General features: G+C 64.8%; 18 protein-coding genes and 1 pseudogene. 10 read left to right on the forward strand and 9 right to left on the reverse strand.

Translation table 11 applies throughout. The features are described from left to right. Positions 1-101: 101 nt before the first annotated feature. Together ACVIHF_RS25070 and ACVIHF_RS25075 are read right to left on the reverse strand one after the other, a co-directional pair. Positions 102-191 (reverse strand): K(+)-transporting ATPase subunit F, encoded by a 90-nt coding sequence (locus ACVIHF_RS25070; protein ID WP_016846764.1) that lies wholly within the window; start codon positions 189-191, stop codon positions 102-104. Between the two features lie 251 nt (positions 192-442). Beyond that, positions 443-685 (reverse strand): annotated as a pseudogene (locus ACVIHF_RS25075) (helix-turn-helix domain-containing protein); the annotation flags it as partial. A gap of 189 nt (positions 686-874) precedes the next feature. On the opposite strand from ACVIHF_RS25075, the gene ACVIHF_RS25080 reads away from it, so the two are divergent. From ACVIHF_RS25080 to ACVIHF_RS25105, 6 genes are all read left to right on the forward strand, one after another. Further along, complete coding sequence (locus ACVIHF_RS25080; protein ID WP_456779531.1) at positions 875-1,339, forward strand: hypothetical protein; 465 nt, start codon at positions 875-877, stop codon at positions 1,337-1,339. 13 nt (positions 1,340-1,352) lie between these two features. Next, entirely contained in the window at positions 1,353-1,628 is a 276-nt protein-coding gene (locus tag ACVIHF_RS25085) for a hypothetical protein (RefSeq protein WP_028332704.1), read from the forward strand. A 175-nt stretch (positions 1,629-1,803) separates the two neighbouring features. Then, on the forward strand, positions 1,804-2,058 hold the full coding sequence (locus tag ACVIHF_RS25090) for a hypothetical protein (RefSeq protein ID WP_310883472.1): 255 nt from the start codon (positions 1,804-1,806) through the stop codon (positions 2,056-2,058). 7 nt (positions 2,059-2,065) lie between these two features. Beyond that, positions 2,066-2,995, forward strand: a complete 930-nt coding sequence (dapA, locus tag ACVIHF_RS25095; protein ID WP_456792684.1) for a 4-hydroxy-tetrahydrodipicolinate synthase — start codon at positions 2,066-2,068, stop codon at positions 2,993-2,995. 114 nt (positions 2,996-3,109) lie between these two features. Beyond that, complete coding sequence (locus ACVIHF_RS25100; RefSeq protein WP_456779529.1) at positions 3,110-4,519, forward strand: NfeD family protein; 1,410 nt, start codon at positions 3,110-3,112, stop codon at positions 4,517-4,519. Further along, a complete protein-coding gene (locus ACVIHF_RS25105) occupies positions 4,516-5,277 on the forward strand; it encodes a slipin family protein (RefSeq protein ID WP_028332707.1) in 762 nt (253 codons plus the stop codon). The genes ACVIHF_RS25100 and ACVIHF_RS25105 overlap by 4 nt, the downstream gene beginning before the upstream one ends. Positions 5,278-5,494: 217 nt before the next feature. Here ACVIHF_RS25105 and ACVIHF_RS25110 read toward each other — a convergent pair whose 3' ends face one another. Both ACVIHF_RS25110 and ACVIHF_RS25115 read right to left on the reverse strand, forming a co-directional pair. Beyond that, complete coding sequence (locus ACVIHF_RS25110) at positions 5,495-5,659, reverse strand: hypothetical protein (protein ID WP_176937025.1); 165 nt, start codon at positions 5,657-5,659, stop codon at positions 5,495-5,497. Between the two features lies 1 nt (position 5,660). After that, positions 5,661-5,936, reverse strand: a complete 276-nt coding sequence (locus ACVIHF_RS25115) for a hypothetical protein (RefSeq protein ID WP_225164560.1) — start codon at positions 5,934-5,936, stop codon at positions 5,661-5,663. Positions 5,937-6,199: 263 nt separating this feature from the next. On the opposite strand from ACVIHF_RS25115, the gene ACVIHF_RS25120 reads away from it, so the two are divergent. After that, complete coding sequence (locus tag ACVIHF_RS25120; RefSeq protein WP_028332710.1) at positions 6,200-6,607, forward strand: Hsp20/alpha crystallin family protein; 408 nt, start codon at positions 6,200-6,202, stop codon at positions 6,605-6,607. An 11-nt stretch (positions 6,608-6,618) separates the two neighbouring features. Then, positions 6,619-8,997, forward strand: coding sequence for an endopeptidase La (lon, locus tag ACVIHF_RS25125; RefSeq protein ID WP_283069345.1), 2,379 nt, complete (start codon positions 6,619-6,621; stop codon positions 8,995-8,997). 81 nt (positions 8,998-9,078) lie between these two features. Here the strand turns inward: lon and ACVIHF_RS25130 are convergent, their stop codons facing one another. From ACVIHF_RS25130 to ACVIHF_RS25150, 5 genes are all read right to left on the reverse strand, one after another. Then, on the reverse strand, positions 9,079-9,327 hold the full coding sequence (locus tag ACVIHF_RS25130; protein WP_028332712.1) for a hypothetical protein: 249 nt from the start codon (positions 9,325-9,327) through the stop codon (positions 9,079-9,081). 153 nt (positions 9,328-9,480) lie between these two features. After that, entirely contained in the window at positions 9,481-11,136 is a 1,656-nt protein-coding gene (locus tag ACVIHF_RS25135) for an OFA family MFS transporter (RefSeq protein ID WP_092085775.1), read from the reverse strand. Between the two features lie 325 nt (positions 11,137-11,461). Next, positions 11,462-11,731, reverse strand: coding sequence for a sulfurtransferase TusA family protein (locus ACVIHF_RS25140; RefSeq protein WP_057014863.1), 270 nt, complete (start codon positions 11,729-11,731; stop codon positions 11,462-11,464). A 54-nt stretch (positions 11,732-11,785) separates the two neighbouring features. Beyond that, on the reverse strand, positions 11,786-12,313 hold the full coding sequence (gene mobB, locus ACVIHF_RS25145) for a molybdopterin-guanine dinucleotide biosynthesis protein B (protein WP_092085647.1): 528 nt from the start codon (positions 12,311-12,313) through the stop codon (positions 11,786-11,788). A gap of 177 nt (positions 12,314-12,490) precedes the next feature. After that, the gene (locus ACVIHF_RS25150; protein ID WP_253607406.1) at positions 12,491-12,793 is read right to left on the reverse strand and encodes a hypothetical protein; all 303 of its coding nucleotides are present in this window, start codon (positions 12,791-12,793) and stop codon (positions 12,491-12,493) included. 527 nt (positions 12,794-13,320) lie between these two features. Here ACVIHF_RS25150 and ACVIHF_RS25155 point away from each other — a divergent pair. Then, on the forward strand, positions 13,321-13,578 hold the full coding sequence (locus tag ACVIHF_RS25155; protein WP_311988559.1) for a hypothetical protein: 258 nt from the start codon (positions 13,321-13,323) through the stop codon (positions 13,576-13,578). A gap of 215 nt (positions 13,579-13,793) precedes the next feature. Next, positions 13,794-16,325 carry a fused MFS/spermidine synthase gene (locus ACVIHF_RS25160; RefSeq protein WP_456792685.1) on the forward strand — a complete coding sequence of 844 codons (2,532 nt, stop codon included), beginning with the start codon at positions 13,794-13,796 and terminating at the stop codon, positions 16,323-16,325. Positions 16,326-16,493 lie beyond the last annotated feature (168 nt).

Below are 16,493 nucleotides of genomic sequence, written 5' to 3' on the forward strand. Positions count from 1 at the left end.
TAGGAGCGAAGCGCAGCATCGACGCGAACAAGCCGAGCAACAGCCCGGTCAACATCGCGTCGGCTAACAGAATTGTGCAAAGCGCTGACATCGCGGGCCGCCTAGAAGCGTTCGGGCCGCAGCAATGCGTAAGTGAGGTAGAACAGCAGGCCGAGCGAGACGAGGCCGGCGAGCGAGTAATCGAAGATCATCGTCGCCTCCGTTACAGCCGTTCGCAGGCGTAGGCGTAGCCGATGCCGGCCGCGAAGAAGCCGATCGCAAGCGCCGCCATGAGAATGTCCATCATGTGAGACTCCTATGCATCCGAGAGGCGCGGGACGACCGTATAAGGGCTCCGCGCCGGATGGCCGTGAGGTGCCATCCGGGGCATAGGTTTTCGAGAGGTGGCGAATAAGGACGTTATAGGAATCCTATAAGTGCCACGAGCTGCGCAGCCGTCGTCCCGGCGCAGGCCGGGCTCCCGTTCGAGGCGTCCGCCCGTCCAGCGCCGCGCTCGCATCTGGTGCTGGGCATAGCTCGGCTTGTAGCCGACCTGGCTCCCCCGATTGCGCCTCAGTTCCCGAGAGATCGTTGATGGCGAGCGATCCAGAGCTGCCGCGATTTGCCGGACCGAGCTGCCATTGGCCGATAGGCAGGCAATCTCGCATCGGTCGTCCAGAGAGAGCTGCTTGTAAGTCCGCCCCATGGCAACACCTCCTCAAGGAAGTGTTGCACTTCGTTTGTGAACTCAGGTCCTGGCTTTCGCCAGGACGACAGCTTGGTCTTTATGGAATCCCTATATCTCCGTCCCCCGCCTCATCTCGTTTTCAAATGGCGGTCCGGCCATTTTTGGCTTGCGGCCAATACCCTGGGCCGCGCAAGACGAGATGACGCCATGTCAGTGCTTTCCCAGAACACCTCCATCGATCTCGGCGAACGGCTGCGCGACGCCTATGCGGTGACAGCCGAATTCATGGCCGACATCATCAGCCAGACCTGCCGGCGCTTTCCCTCGGTCGGAGAGAGCGGCAAGACCCGCCGGGTCGAGCGGCTGATCCAGTCGGGCGCCTGGACCGACGCCGCGATCGCGCTGCTCGATCTGGAACTGCCGCAATGGCAGATCCGCCGCCTGGTCTATGACGAGGGCGAGTGGCACTGTGCGTTGTCGCGCGAACGCGAGCTGCCGGACTGGCTCGACCAGTCGATCGAGACCCACCACACCGATCTTGCACTCGCGATCCTCAGCGCCTTCGTGGAGGCGCAGCGCATCTCGACGCCCGATAGCCGAACCAGCGTGCCGACCGTCCGTCGCGACACGCGCGCGCTGTACGAGCCGCTGTTCGTCGACAATATCGGCTGACGGCGGCGCGGCCGTGGACACCAAACAACTGCCGCGGCAGCTGCAGTCGGTCCAGGTCATGGTCCGCTTCGGCTTCCGGCTTGCCATCATGATCGGCTTTGCCGTGTTCGCCGGCGCCGGCTTCGGCAAGGGCCTCGTCACGCTGTTGTGGATGTCGGCCGTGATCTGCGCCTTCGCCGGGATCGCCAAGCGCGAAATGCCGTTTGCCGCAAACCTCAATCACTGGGACGAGATGACCGCCTATGTCGCGCTGTGCGCGCTCGGCACCGGCATCGTCCAGCGCCTCTAGACCATCCTCACAAATCCTATGCCGCTCCTATGAAGTCGCTGCTCGCACGCGCTCGATTTCATATCCCGCAAATCAGACATTGATCGCGTGACCGTGACTGAAGCGTTTTCGAGCGAGACGGATACGCGGTTCGCGTGAGGAAAACGCGTCAGAAACAAAAAGAAGGACCACCACCGTGAAACTCGTCGAACCTCCCTCGTGTAGCGCCGCGTCCACCGTCGTCTTCATCGGCCGCAACCATCACGGCCAGTGGGTCGCCCAGCAACAGAACGGCCTCTATGGCGGCCTGTTCGTCAACCGCGCCCAGGCCGTCAAATACGCGCTGTTCGAGAACGGCCAGCATCCTGAAATGATCGTCGAGCTGTCGCGTGAGATCGAGCTCGATATGCGCGGCGAGACCGCGAGCTTCCCCGCAATCCGCGTGGCGTGAGCCACCCATGACCTGGCAAACGGCTGCGAAAGCCGACACGGCCGGATGGCTGTCGGGCTTCATCCCCGATCTTCCGACCCCCTTCAACCATCGGAGCGAGATCGACGCGGAGGCGTTCGGCCGGCTGTGCGAGCGCCAGATCGCGGCCGGCGCCACCGCGCTGGTGGTCGGCGAGACCGCAGGTGAAAGCGCGACGCTGGAGCCCGCGGAACGTGCGCAGCTGGTCCGGATCGCGGCCGGCGTCGCGCGCAAGCGGGTTCGCATCATCGCCGGCGCCGGATCGAACGCGACCGATCGCGCCGTCACATTCACCCGGGCCGCGGAAGCGGGCGGCGCCGATGCCGTCATGTCGGTCGTACCCTATTACAACAAGCCGATGCCACGGGGCACTGCGGCGCATTTCCACGCGGTCGCCGCGGCCACCACGCTGCCTGTCATCCTGCACGACATTCCGTCGCGCACGGTGAAGGGCCTTGCCGACGAGACCCTGCTCGAGCTCGCCGCATCGCCACGCTTCGTGGGTTTGCGCGACGGCAGCGGTGACGTTGCCCGGCTGGCGCGCCTGCGCTCACGCCTGCCGGCGGCATTCCGGATGCTGACCGGCGACGACGCCTCCTCGCTGGCCTGGCTCGCCGCCGGTGGCGATGGCTGCATCTCGGTCGTGACGAACGTCGCGCCCGATCTGTACGTGGCCGTTCACAGGCATTTCCGCGAGGGACGGTTGTATCAGGCGCGGGAGTTGCACCAGCGGCTGGTGCCGCTTGCGACCTTGCTGGAGCGCGAGCATCCCGCCGCATTGAAGTTCGCGCTGGCGCTTCTGGGATTCATGCCGCCGACGACGCGGCTGCCGATCGTGCAATTGAACGGGTCGGCAAAGGCCGAGGTCTTGCAGGCGATGGCTGAGCTTGCCGACGAGTACCTCGCAGCCGCGCATTGAGATTTGCCGACCCGACATGACCCATCGCAATGCACAATGCGATCAGCACACGGTGCCCGTGACACGGCGCCAACTTGAGGTTCCGAAACGGCGCCCCATATCCACGGCAAGGGAGTGCTTGCCGTGCACACCACCTTCAAGGCGGCCCTCGTTGTTGCGACCGTCCTGGTCGCTCTGGTTATCTCCATCCGTCCCGGTCCGGCCGCGGACAACAGCCATCTTGCCCTGACCATTTCAATCGACGGGGCAATCGGGCCGGCAGCGGCCAGCTACGTCAAGGACGGCCTGGCCAAGGCCGCCGAGCGCCACGCCGAGGTTGTTATCCTGCGTTTGAATACGCCGGGCGGCCTCAGCACCAGCATGCGTGAGATCATCGCCGACGTGCTGGCCTCGCCCGTTCCCGTGGTCGGCTACGTTGCGCCATCCGGCGCCCATGCCGCGAGCGCCGGGACCTATATCCTCTATGCGACCCATCTCGCGGCCATGGCGCCCGGCACCAATATCGGCGCCGCGACGCCGGTGCAGATCGGCGGCCCGATACCGGGGCTGCCGGGCAGCACTCCGGACAAGGGCGGCAAGGACCAGAAGGACGGCGGCCATCCGTCCGAAACCAAGGATGCCATGACGGCGAAGGTGACGAATGATGCCGTTGCCTTCATCCGCAGCCTCGCCGAATTGCGTGGCCGCAATGCCGACTGGGCCGAGAAGGCGGTCCGCGATGCCGCCACCCTCTCCGCCAACGCCGCGCTGCAGGCCAACGTCATTGATCTCACCGCGCGCGACCCGGCCGACCTGCTCAGGCAGGTCGATGGCCGGACCATTGAGCTTCCCGGCGGCAAGACGCAACGCCTGGCGACAAGGGACACCGCGATCGAGGCCATCGATCCCACCTGGATCGCGCGCGCGCTTGCGGTCATCACCGACCCCAACATCGCATTCATTCTCCTGATGGTCGGCATCTACGGCCTGATCTTCGAGTTCATGTCGCCCGGTGCCGTGGCGCCCGGGGTTGTCGGGACGATCTGCCTGCTGCTCGGTCTGTACGCACTCAACATGCTGCCGATCAACTACGCGGGCTTCGCCCTGATGCTGGTCGGGATCGCGCTGCTCGCAATCGAAGCCTTCAACCCGACCGTCGTGATCGGCCTCGGAGGAATCGTCGCCTTCGTGCTTGGAGCAGCCATGCTGTTTCGGATCGAGGCGCCCGGATACCGGCTGTCATGGCCGGTCATCGGCATCGTCGCCGCGATGTTCACCGGGCTCATTCTCGTCGTGCTCGGCGCGCTCCGCCGCGCGCGCAAGGGCCCGGTGCGGATCGGTGCGCAAGCCATGCGCGGGCTATCGGCCGAGGTGCTCGACTGGTCCGAGACCACGGGTCACGTCTTCACCAACGGCGAACGCTGGCAAGCGCGCAGCACCGAGACATTCACGGCGGGAGACACGGTCGAGGTCGCCAACATCATCGATTTGACGCTGGTGGTACGGCGCACGCCGGCCTCTCCCGGCGAAGGAGGTAAGGCATGATGCTTGATTATTTCACCTATGCGGCGATCGCGCTGCTGATCATCGTATTCCTGACCCAGGCCGTGCGCGTGCTGCGCGAATACGAGCGCGGCGTCATCTTCACGCTCGGCCGTTTCACCGGGGTGAAGGGCCCGGGGCTCATCATCCTGATTCCGGTGGTGCAGCAGCTGGTGAAGGTCGATCTCAGGGTGGTGGTGCAGGTGGTGCCGCCGCAGGACGTGATTTCGCGCGACAACGTCTCGGTCAAGGTCAACGCCGTGCTCTACTTCCGCATCGTCGATCCCGAGCGCGCCATCATCAAGGTCAGCGACTACATGGCTGCGACCAGCCAGCTTGCGCAGACCACGCTGCGCTCGGTGCTCGGCAAGCACGAGCTCGACGAGATGCTGGCGGAGCGCGACAAGCTGAACGCCGATATCCAGGAGACCCTCGACAGGCAGACCGACGTCTGGGGCATCAAGGTCACCGGGGTCGAGATCAAGGATATCGATCTCAATGAGACGATGGTGCGGGCGATCGCCAAGCAGGCCGAGGCGGAGCGGCTGCGGCGCGCCAAGGTGATCAACGCGATGGGCGAGCAGCAGGCCGCCGAGAAGCTGGTCGAGGCCGGCCGGATCCTCGCCCAGGAGCCGCAAGCGATGCAGCTGCGCTACTTCGCGGCGCTGCACGACATTGCCGGCGAGCGCTCCTCGACCGTGGTGTTCCCGCTGCCGATGAACCTGCTCGATCATCTGGCGCCGCGACGTGAAGCGACGTGAACTGGTTTGGGAGCAGAAACGACGGTCGCTCAAGGTCGGCGCGCTCGGGATCGTGGGTCTCGTAGGCGCCGCGGCCTCTGCACGTCACTGCGAGCCAACGGGTCGCGCGAACGCGCGCCCGATGACAGGCTCCGCGAAGCAATCCATCGCGCCACATGCGGAGATATGGATTGCTTCGTCGCCATGCTCCTCGCAATGACGCGGATGGGTTCGGGGCTTAACGCCCGCGATGCTTGGCCCGCCACGCAGGTCCTGGACCGCGCATGTAATGCGCCTCGGGCCGGTAGCCGCTGATCGGCTCCTCGCCGATCCAGGCGAGGAATGCGAGCAGCCCTTCTGCGGCGCGGCGCGGCAGGGCAGCGATGAACGAAACTGTGCGCATCTCAGTAGTCCCATTTCTCGCCGAGCACGACCGGCGCCCGTGGATATCTCTCGGCGTCGCCGCCGAGCATGCCGACGTTGAGGTTGGTCCGCGCCCAATCCTCGTGGCCGCGATGCAGCAGCAGCTCATTGCGGAGCCGATGAATCTTGGCGGCGGCGATCGCGCGGTGAACAGTCCTGAAGACGAGGCCGATCCGCCTGACGGTTCGCCGCAGCATCAAGGGCATGGCGCCGGCCGAACCGTGCGGCCGGGCATCGTGGTAATGGAGCAAGGTCATGTGCCACCTTCCCGTTTGGCGGCGCGCGCGAGCGCGCCGCATCACGGCAAAAGATGCGTGGAAGGCCGTAGGAATTCGAGAGCAGCCGCGGCCCTGTCACATAGCCGCAGCATAAGCGTCCGGCTGCGGTCCGTGCATCGCGGTCATGCCGCAAATCGCGAGATTTCGGACAATTTTACCCTCGATCAGCCGCGCGAGGGGCCGGTTTACGGTCGGCGGCAAGACCGCTAACCTCGCCTCCCAATGCGACGTGGAGAGTGCCCATGCGGCCCAAGGATCAGATCAACTGGATGCTGTCGGATGCGATCGAGGCGCTCGCCCGCGCCGAACGGTTGCACCAGAGCTTCCTCAATTTGCACCCGCGCGCGGGAAGCACCGAGCCGAGCTGGGAACCGCCGACCGACGTGATCGAGACCGAGGATGAAATCCTGATCCTGGTCGCGTTGCCGGGGGTCGATCCCGACGAGGTCGAGGCCGCGCTCGACGGCGGCACGCTGGTGATCTCCGGCCGCCGCACCCTGCCCCCTGAACTCCGCAACGCCCGCATCCTGCGCCTCGAACTGCCGCAGGGCCGGTTCGAGCGCCGCATCGCGCTGCCGACCGGCCGCTACACCATCAGCCGCTTTGCCGCGCATGGTTGCGTCGGCCTGCGGCTCGGAAAGTCGAGCTAAAGGATTTCGACATGGCTGCCTCAGACGTTTCAAGCCCAGCATCGACTTCGACGCCGATCCCGAGCGACGCGCTGATCATCGTCCCGGTGCGCAACACCGTGCTGTTTCCGGATGTCATCATTCCGATCACGATCGCCCGCGCGACGTCGATTGCCGCGGCCCAGCAGGCGGTACGCGAGCAGCGGCCGATCGGCATCCTGCTGCAGCGCGATCCCGAGACCAACGATCCCGGCCCCGACGGGCTTTACCGCGTCGGCACCACAGCCAACATCGTGCGCTACATCACCGGCGCCGACGACACCCACCATCTGGTCTGCCAGGGCGTGCAGCGCATGCGCGTGCTCGACTATCTGCCGGGCACGCCGTTCCTCGCGGCCCGCGTGCTGCAAATCCCGGAGCCGACCACCACCTCGCCCGAGATCGAGGCGCGCTTCCTCAATCTGCAGCGCCAGGCGCTGGAGGCCGCGCAATTGCTGCCGCAGGTGCCGCAGGAGCTGATCGCCGCGCTGCAGGGCACCACCTCGCCGGCAACCCTTGCCGACCTTGCGACGTCCTACATGGACATCAAGCCGTCGGAGAAGCAGGACATCCTGGAAACCATCGATCTCGTGGCGCGGATGGACAAGGTGTCGCGTCACCTCGCCGAGCGCATCGAGGTGCTGCGGCTGAGCCAGGAGATCGGGCAGAAGACCAAGGCCGTGTTCGACGAGCGGCAGCGCGAGGCGATCCTGCGCGAGCAGATGGCGACGATCCAGCGCCAGCTCGGCGAAGGCGACGGCAAGGCTGCGGAAGTCACCGAGCTGACCAAGGCGATCGTGGAGGCCAAGATGCCGCCGGAGGCCGAAAGCCAGGCGCAGAAGGAATTGCGCCGCTACGAGCGGATGCCGGAGGCCGCGGCCGAATCCGGCATGGTGCGCAGCTATCTCGACTGGCTGATCGACCTGCCCTGGAGCATTCCGGAGGAGAAGCCGATCGACATCGCGGAGGCGCGCAAGATCCTCGACCAGGACCATTATGGCCTCGAGAAGATCAAGAGCCGCATCATCGAATATCTCGCGGTGCGCAAGCTCGCGCCCGGCGGCAAGGCCCCGATCCTGTGCTTCCTCGGGCCGCCCGGTGTCGGCAAGACCTCGCTCGGCCAATCGATCGCGCGCGCGATGGCGCGGCCATTCGTCCGCGTCTCGCTCGGCGGCGTGCATGACGAGGCCGAGATCCGCGGCCATCGCCGCACCTATATCGGGGCGCTGCCCGGCAACATCATTCAGGCGATCAAGAAGGCCGGCGCGCGCAATTGCGTGATGATGCTGGATGAGATCGACAAGATGGGCCGCGGCATCCAGGGCGATCCGTCGGCCGCGATGCTGGAAGTGCTCGACCCCGAGCAGAACAGCACCTTCCGCGACAATTATCTCGGCGTGCCGTTCGACCTCTCGCGCGTCGTCTTCATCGCCACCGCCAACATGCTCGACGGCGTCCCCGGCCCGCTGCTCGACCGCATGGAGCTGATCAGTCTCGCCGGCTACACCGAGGACGAGAAGCTCGAGATCGCCAAGCGCTATCTGGTCCGCCGCCAGCTCGAGGCCAACGGCATCAAGGCCGAGCAGGTCGAGATCGATCCGGATGCGCTGCGGCTGATCATCCGCAGCTACACCCGCGAGGCCGGCGTGCGCAACCTGGAGCGCGAGATCGGCAAGGTGCTGCGCAACGTCGCGGTGCAGATCGCCGAGGGCAGCACCAGCCACGTCACCATCGCGCCGAAGGACATCGTCTCGCTGCTCGGCCAGCCGAGGTTCGAGAACGAGATCGCGATGCGCACCAGCATCCCGGGCGTTGCCACCGGGCTGGCCTGGACCCCGGTCGGCGGCGACATCCTGTTCATCGAGGCGTCGCGCACGCCGGGCCGCGGCGCGTTGATCCTCACCGGCCAGCTCGGCGAGGTGATGCGCGAGAGCGTGCAGGCCGCGCTGACCCTGGTGAAGAGCCGGGCCTCCCAGCTCGGCATCGATCCCGGCGTGTTCGAGAAGAGCGACATCCACGTCCACGTTCCCGCCGGCGCGACGCCGAAGGACGGCCCGAGCGCGGGCGTTGCGATGTTCACCGCCCTCACCTCGCTGTTGACCGACCGCACGGTGCGCAGCGACACCGCGATGACCGGCGAGATCTCGCTGCGCGGCCTGGTGCTGCCGGTCGGCGGCATCAAGGAGAAGGTGGTCGCGGCCGCGGCCGCCGGCCTGACCCGGGTGATGCTGCCGGCGCGCAACAAGCGCGACTTCGACGACATCCCCGCCGGCGCCCGCGCCAAGCTGGAGTTCATCTGGCTCGAACGGGTCGACGAGGCGATCGCAGCAGCGCTGGAGGCCGCCAAGACGACGCCCGCCGCCGCGGAGTGATCGCGTCTCAAACGCAACAAGAGGGCGTGACAGCGATCGCCGTCACGCCCTCTTGCGTTGCAGATAGCGGAGCGGTGCCGCTCAGCTCTTGCCCATGCATTCTTCGATGTAGAACCAGCGGTCGTCGCCGGTCAGGCCCTTCGACTTCACCTCGGCGCGGCAGACCTTCAGCTTTGGCTTGTTGGCCTTCCACTTCGCCTTCATGTCCTTCAGCTTCTGCATGGTGAGCTTGACCTTCGACGGCTTGGCCTCGGTGGTCTGGGCTGACGCGGTGTGCAGCGAGCCGGCGAGAAGCAGGGCGGCCACAAGACAGCTTGCGGTACGAAACATGACTGAAATGTCCCTTGATTATCTGTTGAATTGAACGGCGTAGAGCTTCTTGTTTGACGCGTCTTCTTCACGCGAGCCGGCATCCACTTCGCTCGAAAACGCTTCAGGCCGCCCGCGGGATACCAGATGTCCCGCGCGCGGCCTGAATTGCGATCAGAGGATTTTGACCGCGCTGAGCAGCGTCATGTAGACGCCCCACGCCAGCGGAATGCCGACGAACAGCCAGAACAGCGCCGCCTTGGCGTCGAGCCCGCCAAACCCGATCCCGTAGGAACCGTGCGGTCCGGCCGCCGCGGCGCTGGCGCTCGCATCCTGCAGCTTGGCGACCTCGGCGTCGCTCATATGCCATTTCGAATCGACCGGCTTGATCAGGTAGTTGCAGATCAGGCCCGCGATCAGCATGGCGCACAGGATGTACATCGTGGTGTTGTAGAGCTGGTCCCGCGGCACGCCGGCGGCAAGCTGGAACTCGCGGATGTAGTTCACCACGACAGGACCGATGATGCCGGCGGTCGACCATGCCGTCAGCAGACGGCCGTGGATGGCGCCGACGAACTGGGTGCCGAACATGTCGGCGAGATAGGCCGGCACGGTGGCGAAGCCGCCGCCATACATCGACAGGATGATGCCGAAGCCGAGCACGAACAACAGCTTCGATCCCATCGCGGCGAAGGTCGGCGCCAGCGCGTAGAGCGCGATGCCGAGGATGAAGAACGTGTAGTAGGTGTTCTTGCGGCCGATCTTGTCCGACAGCGACGCCCAGAAGAAGCGGCCGCCGATGTTGAACAGCGACAGCAATCCGGCAAAGCCGGCCGCGATCGCCGCGATCTGCGCCTTCTGTCCGGCATCGAGCTGGTTGAAGCCGACATTGGGCAGGCCGATCAGCTTGCCCGCGAAGATCTCCTGCAGCATCGGCGAGGCCATGCCGATCACGCCGATGCCCGCCGACACGTTCAGGCAGAGCACCCACCAGATCAGCCAGAATTGCGGCGTCTTGTGCGCGTTGTCGAGATGGACGTGCTTGCTCGAGATCATCGCGTTGGCCTTCGTCGGCGGCGTCCAGCCTTCGGGCTGCCAGCCGGCCGGCGGGATGCGATAGCGGAACGCGCCGATCATCATGAACACGAAGTAGATCGCGCCCATGGCGAGGAAGGTCTCCCAGACGCCGACCGAGGTCGGGGTCTTGAAGTAGTTCATCAGCCTGTCGGCGAGCGGGGCGCCGATCATCGCGCCGCCGCCGAAGCCCATGATCGCCATGCCGGTCGCCATGCCGCGCCGGTCGGGGAACCATTTCACCAGCGTCGACACCGGCGAGATGTAGCCGAGGCCGAGGCCGACGCCGCCGATCACGCCGGAGCCGAGCCACATCAACCAGAGCTGGTGCGTGTAGACGCCGAGCGCGCCGATCACGAGACCGCCGGCCCAGCACAGCGCCGCGACGAAGCCGGCCTTGCGCGGACCGACCTTCTCGAGCCAGCCGCCCCAGATCGCGGCGGAGACGCCGAGTAGCACGAAGAACAGCGTGTACATCCACCCGAGGCTCGCGACCTTCCAGTCGCAGGTGGTGGTGAACAGCTCCTGCACCAGCGAGATGTCGGGGCACGCCTTCGGCGCGGTCAGGCCGATCGCGCGCGACAGCGGCAGCCAGAACACCGAGAAGCCGTAAGCCATGCCGATGCACAGATGGATGCAGAGCGCGGCCGGCGGCACCAGCCAGCGGTTGAAGCCGGCGGTCGCGATTGTATGTTCCTTGTCGAGGAAACCTGCGCCTGTCGCGGATACGCGTCCGGCGCTGCTCACTGTGGTCATTGACACCTCCCCTGCAGCCGCCATTACGACAGGCGCATCTGCATCTTCGATCCCGTCTCAGCCCATTGCGGCCAGCGTCAGCCGGCAGCTCCGCACATTTCCTCAATGCGTCGGGACCAACCACGCACATTCCGGAAATGCTAACCCCCAATACGACCGGATATGCCCGGCCGTGCAGCCCGTGATCTGGGCACGGGCCCAGTCGTTGTCCGTCGATGCGCCCACACTCGAGCACAACGCCATCACCACAACCCGGCGGACATTATCAATTCGCGCAGAATGGAAAATAGGTGTCGATAGGCAAAAGGTAGATATCAAGCTGCATCTAGCGCGTACGCGGCAACGCAGCATTCGAATTGCCTATCGCTCCATTGATCTTCTCGATCAAAAAAACGATCCGGGCGTCGCTTCGTTCGGTGATCTCGACCTTGTCGCCGGTCTCCTGGATCAGGGCCGGGATATCGATCACCGAAAGCGGATCGGTGCAGTGCACCTCGAGGAAATCTCCCGCCGTCACGCTCCGGAGGGCCTTGCGCGTCTTCAGCGCCGGCAGCGGGCATTTCAGGCCGGTGAGATCGAGCTTCGTCGTTGTCATGGTTCGACCATGGCGAAGCCGCGCGGCATCGTCAACGCCGCCTCCTCGTCCACGTCAGCCTTCGGCCGGAGCCGACGCGAGCACGTCGTCGACGGGGATCGCGGCGCGCAGCATCAATTCGGCAACGTCCTCGATGTCGTCGAGATGCGCGACCGGCAGCGTGGTTGCAACGGCGACGTCGCTGGCGATCCCGACCACGCGCGGGTCGTCGGGAAACAGCAGCGGCTTGCCGTTGGCGGCGCGGTACACCTCGATCTTGTTGATCGGCTCGCGCTTGAAGCCTTCGACCACGACCAGATCGACCTGCGCCATCTTGGCGAGCAGCTCCGGCAGCCGCGGCTCAACGGCGCTGCGCAGCTCGTGCATCAGCGCCCAACGCCGCGTCGAGGACACCAGCACCTCGGTCGCACCGGACTGCCGGTGCACCCAGGAGTCCTTGCCGGGCACGTCGACATCGAATTCATGGTGGGCGTGCTTGATCACGGAGACGCGCAGGCCGCGGCCCAGCAGGCAGGGGATCACCCGCGACAGCAAGGTGGTCTTGCCGGCACCGCTCCAGCCCGCGAGGCCAATCACTTTCATACGCGTCTCCGAAGACATGCCAATCGTTTGGGTATCCACGCCCGCGGTTCCGCCCGACATGGATGGCCGGGACCAGCCGTGACGGCGGAAAACCGCGACTTGCGCCCAACGCTGCATATATCAGCCTTGGAGCAATGTCATGCCAGGCTCGCCGGCAGATGAGGATGGGCTGGCGCGCTAGAGGACCGCCCTCGGAAACTCCTGCAGCAGCTGCGCCCACAGCACCGCGAACGCGATCAGGCCACAGACCCCAAGCGCCGCGGTGAATCTCGGCAATCGGCCGATGGCGACGAGCAGCCAGGCCGGCAGGAAGAACAGGCCGAACACTAGGCCGAGCGGAAAGACCGCCAGCCACTGGAAGCCGGTACCGTCGCCAGGCGGCACATGGGCGATGGCGTAGAAGGTGTAGAGCCAGAACAAGGTGCCGGCCGCCGCGACGAGCGCGGCAATCTTGCGAAAATTGACAGTGTCGAATGCCATGATCGATTGGTCGCCGCAATCGGCGAACCCGTTCACGGGCCGCCGCGCAAGTCGGGCTCGGCTCGCTATCCCGCAGGGTCAGTCGGTTCGTTGACTGACCGGCCGCCCCGGCTTGGCAAGCCTTGCCGATCGGCTCTCTCTCGGGGGCTGGTCACGCATCCGCAGCCTCTTCCGCGGCCGCTGCGTATCGACTGCCAGCACTTCTTCCAGCGTTGTGTTCCTAAAACGAAGCCTTCTTAACATCGCTCCGCTCCTCGAGCGGGTGGGAGCCCCATCGGTCGCTCAACCACCGACATCCACAACAGGGCCCATGTCGGTGACAAGAGATAACCAGCGACGGGACGGTTTGCTCCAATGCATGTTGCAGCCCCCGCTCACGTCACGCGCGATCCCGCTATCCAGCGGATTTACCTCGAAATTTCCGATACGCGGGGCGATCGGAACACGATAATGTGCAGCATGGAGGACTATGTATGCCTCGCTCGCCTTCGATTGTGCCGCATTCAATCGATCACGACACCTATCTGGTGCTGAACGATTTTGGCCGACTGGGCCGTGCCTGGAGCGAAACCGACGAAGAAGGCACTGACCGGAAAACGCTGATCCGGCGTCTGCTGGATGACCAGTACAGCCGCCCGGTCCGCATCGTGGCCTTCAATACCAACGAAGGATGGTCGCGCGACGTCACGACCGACATTGCCGACGAGCTTCGGCGCCGTTTCGTCGAATACGAAGAGGTCCCGCGCTCCGTGCTGGAGTTCGTGGAGACGGCGATGCGGCATTGAGCTGGATCCGCAACGCAAAAGGCCCTCTCACAGCGCGATCGTTCGGCCCCCTGCAAGCATCCGCCAAACGGCAATTTTACGAGCAATTTCAACGGGATTCGGCTGCCGCGCAGCGCTGCTCCGCCATAAGGCAATATTAAGAGCATTCGCCTTACCTGTTCTCCGTTCAACGGGAGAGCGGTCCAGTGCGCAATCGTGGTGACGTTCGAGACGCCGTGAGCCTGAAAAACCGGGTTCTGGTCACGGCGATCTTTCTGGCATCGGGCGCGGCATCGCTGATCCTGCAGGTTCTCTGGTTCAAGCAACTGCAATTCGTGCTGGGAAGCGCGACCGTCTCCGTCAGCGTCACGGTGGCAAGCTTCTTTTTCGGTCTCTCGCTGGGCAGCGCCCTGGGAGGCCGGATCGCCGACACCGTCAGCCGCCCCCTGAAAATCTACGGGTTGCTCGAACTTGCCCTCGCCCTCGTTTCTCTCGCGGTCACCGCATTCCTGTCGCATTGGCCGACATGGGTGGGCTGGCTGTCACCGATGCTCGACCTGGAGTCTCCCTTCCGGCTGCCTCTCATGGTCGCCGTGTCGCTCGCCATTCTGTCGCTGCCGACGATGTTGATGGGCGCGACCCTGCCCTTCCTGGTGAAATTCCTGACCCGCACACAAACCGACCTCGCCAATCGGATCGGTCTGCTCTACGGGTTCAACACCCTGGGCGCCGCCATCGGCACCCTGGCGGTCGGCTTTGTGCTGATGGGCCTTTGGGGCATCGCGGGATCGAGCCTGGTTGCGGCAGCGCTGTATGTCTGCGTCGGCGTTGTGGCCCTGTTCGTTGCGCGCGGCGCAAGCCCGCTCTTGCCGGTCGCGGCACAGGCGCCGGTGCAAACCGCCGCGACCGCGAGTGGCAGGACGTCGGTCCTGATCTGGATTTTCGCGTGCTCCGGTTTTGTATCGATCGCCTATGAGGTGGTCTGGTTTCGATTCCTGACCAATGTCAGCACCTCGAGCGTCTACGCGTTCTCGGGCATGCTCGGCGTTTACCTGCTGGGGCTCGTGATCGGCGCCCTGATCTGCGCCAGGCTGCTCGCCCCCCGCAAGGATCAATTGCTGCGATACTTCGCCGTGACGCAGCTGCTGATCGCGGTTGCAGCCACGCTGACCGTCGGAATGCTCGGCAAGGCGCGGACCATGGGAGTAGCGCTGTCTCCCATCGTATCGGGCCTGCTTCCAGTCCCGGTGCAGGAGCTGTTGGGAGGCGACGTTTCATTCTTCCTGGTCTGCGCTGTCGCCCTGTTGCTGCCGACGACGCTGATCGGCATCAGCTTTCCCCTGGCCAGCGAGCTGACCGTGATGCAGATGAGCGCGCTCGGCCGCAGGATCGGCACGCTCTACGCCCTGAACACGATTGGCGGCGTCGTGGGCTCGCTGGCGGCGGGGTTTCTGCTGATCCCCTGTCTGGGCAGCCAGGGCGCGCTCACCGCGCTGATTGTCGTGAACGTCCTGCTGTTCGTCGCGACCACCGTGTCGCAGCCGGATCTTGTGAGAGAAAGGAGCCTGTGGCGGCAGGGGACGATCGCCGCGAGCGTCATCGCCGTAGCACTGCTGCTCTTCACTCCGCACTATCTGGAGCGGGTCCTGACCGCGATCGAAGGCGCCAATGTGCTCGAGTTGCGGGAAACCCGGCAAGCGACGTTTGCGGTGGTCGAGTATCGCGAGAAGGCGGCGGGCACCTATCAGCAGTTGGTGGTGAATTCGAAGAGCTATGCCAACAACCGTCCCGAGGGCAGACGCTACATGGCCGCGATGGGGCACTATCCCATTCTGCTGCACCGGGGCCCGGTTGAAACGGCTGTCGTCATTTGCATCGGGACCGGAACCACGGTGGGAGCGGTGAGCACCCATGAGGAATTGCAATCCATCGACGCGGTCGATCTGGCATCGACGGTGTTCGAATTCGCGCCCCATTTCGTGCCGATCAACAAGCAATTCTATCAAAATCCCAAGGTCCATCAGATCGTCGCGGACGGGCGCCACTTCCTGCTGGGGACCAACGAGACATTTGACGTCATCACGCTCGAGCCGCCACCGCCCCATGATGCCGGCGTCATCAACCTCTACACGGAGGAATTCTATGCGCTGGCAAAGCAGAAGATGCGTCCCGGCGGCGTTCTCGCGCAATGGGTGCCGCTGGATTTCAACCGCGGCATTCTTCCGAAGATGATACTCAAGGCCATGATGGGCCAGTTCAAGCATGTCTCGCTTTGGCTGCCGTCCAGAATGGAAGGCGTGGCGATCGCCTCCGATGAACCGTTGAACATCGATCCGCGCGAGCTCGCCATGCGCATGTCGAAGCCCGCGGTGGCTGAAGACCTGACGGCGAACGGCCTCGGCTCGCCCGAGGATTTCCTGGCGACATTCATCGCCGCCGATCAAAAACTCGCGGCCTTTGTCGGGGATGTGCCGAGCCTCACGGATGATCGGCCGCGTCTCGAATATTACAACTGGTATCCGCTGGGTTCGGTCAGCGTGGACGAACTGAAGCGCCTCCGCGAGCCGGTGGAAGCCTATCTTGCCGACCGTTCCATCGACGAGGCCCGTCTCGACACCGCGCGCACGGTGGCCAATGCGATCCTGGACGAGCACAAGGCCACGGCCGACGGCGACAGGTCCGCCGCCCGGGCAGCGCTTCGCCTGGCCGTCAAACTGGACCCGGACAATTCCTACGTCGACTTCCTGGACCGCAAGCTGAGCGAGTGATCAGGGTACCTTCGGCACACCGCATCAGGAAGTCCCCGAATGTCGCGAGAATGCGGATGTTTTGACTCACAGCTAGCGCAACAAAACTCACTGTCGTCCCTGCGAAAGCAGGGACCCATAACCACAAATGCAAATTGTTACGCGATGCTGGAACGACCAGTCCCGTTT

Source organism: Bradyrhizobium sp. USDA 4506, assembly GCF_054058795.1.

Bases quoted from the DNA above. Each gene is read 5' to 3' on its own strand.
- ACVIHF_RS25130 (WP_028332712.1), bottom strand. From the start codon at position 9,327: ATGTTTCGTACCGCAAGCTGTCTTGTGGCCGCCCTGCTTCTCGCCGGC.
- dapA (WP_456792684.1), top strand. From the start codon at position 2,066: ATGACCTGGCAAACGGCTGCGAAAGCCGACACGGCCGGATGGCTGTCG.
- ACVIHF_RS25150 (WP_253607406.1), bottom strand. From the start codon at position 12,793: ATGGCATTCGACACTGTCAATTTTCGCAAGATTGCCGCGCTCGTCGCG.
- ACVIHF_RS25105 (WP_028332707.1), top strand. From the start codon at position 4,516: ATGATGCTTGATTATTTCACCTATGCGGCGATCGCGCTGCTGATCATC.
- ACVIHF_RS25110 (WP_176937025.1), bottom strand. From the start codon at position 5,659: ATGCGCACAGTTTCGTTCATCGCTGCCCTGCCGCGCCGCGCCGCAGAA.
- ACVIHF_RS25070 (WP_016846764.1), bottom strand. From the start codon at position 191: ATGATCTTCGATTACTCGCTCGCCGGCCTCGTCTCGCTCGGCCTGCTG.
- ACVIHF_RS25135 (WP_092085775.1), bottom strand. From the start codon at position 11,136: ATGACCACAGTGAGCAGCGCCGGACGCGTATCCGCGACAGGCGCAGGT.
- lon (WP_283069345.1), top strand. From the start codon at position 6,619: ATGGCTGCCTCAGACGTTTCAAGCCCAGCATCGACTTCGACGCCGATC.
- ACVIHF_RS25140 (WP_057014863.1), bottom strand. From the start codon at position 11,731: ATGACAACGACGAAGCTCGATCTCACCGGCCTGAAATGCCCGCTGCCG.
- ACVIHF_RS25080 (WP_456779531.1), top strand. From the start codon at position 875: ATGTCAGTGCTTTCCCAGAACACCTCCATCGATCTCGGCGAACGGCTG.
- mobB (WP_092085647.1), bottom strand. From the start codon at position 12,313: ATGAAAGTGATTGGCCTCGCGGGCTGGAGCGGTGCCGGCAAGACCACC.
- ACVIHF_RS25115 (WP_225164560.1), bottom strand. From the start codon at position 5,936: ATGACCTTGCTCCATTACCACGATGCCCGGCCGCACGGTTCGGCCGGC.
- ACVIHF_RS25120 (WP_028332710.1), top strand. From the start codon at position 6,200: ATGCGGCCCAAGGATCAGATCAACTGGATGCTGTCGGATGCGATCGAG.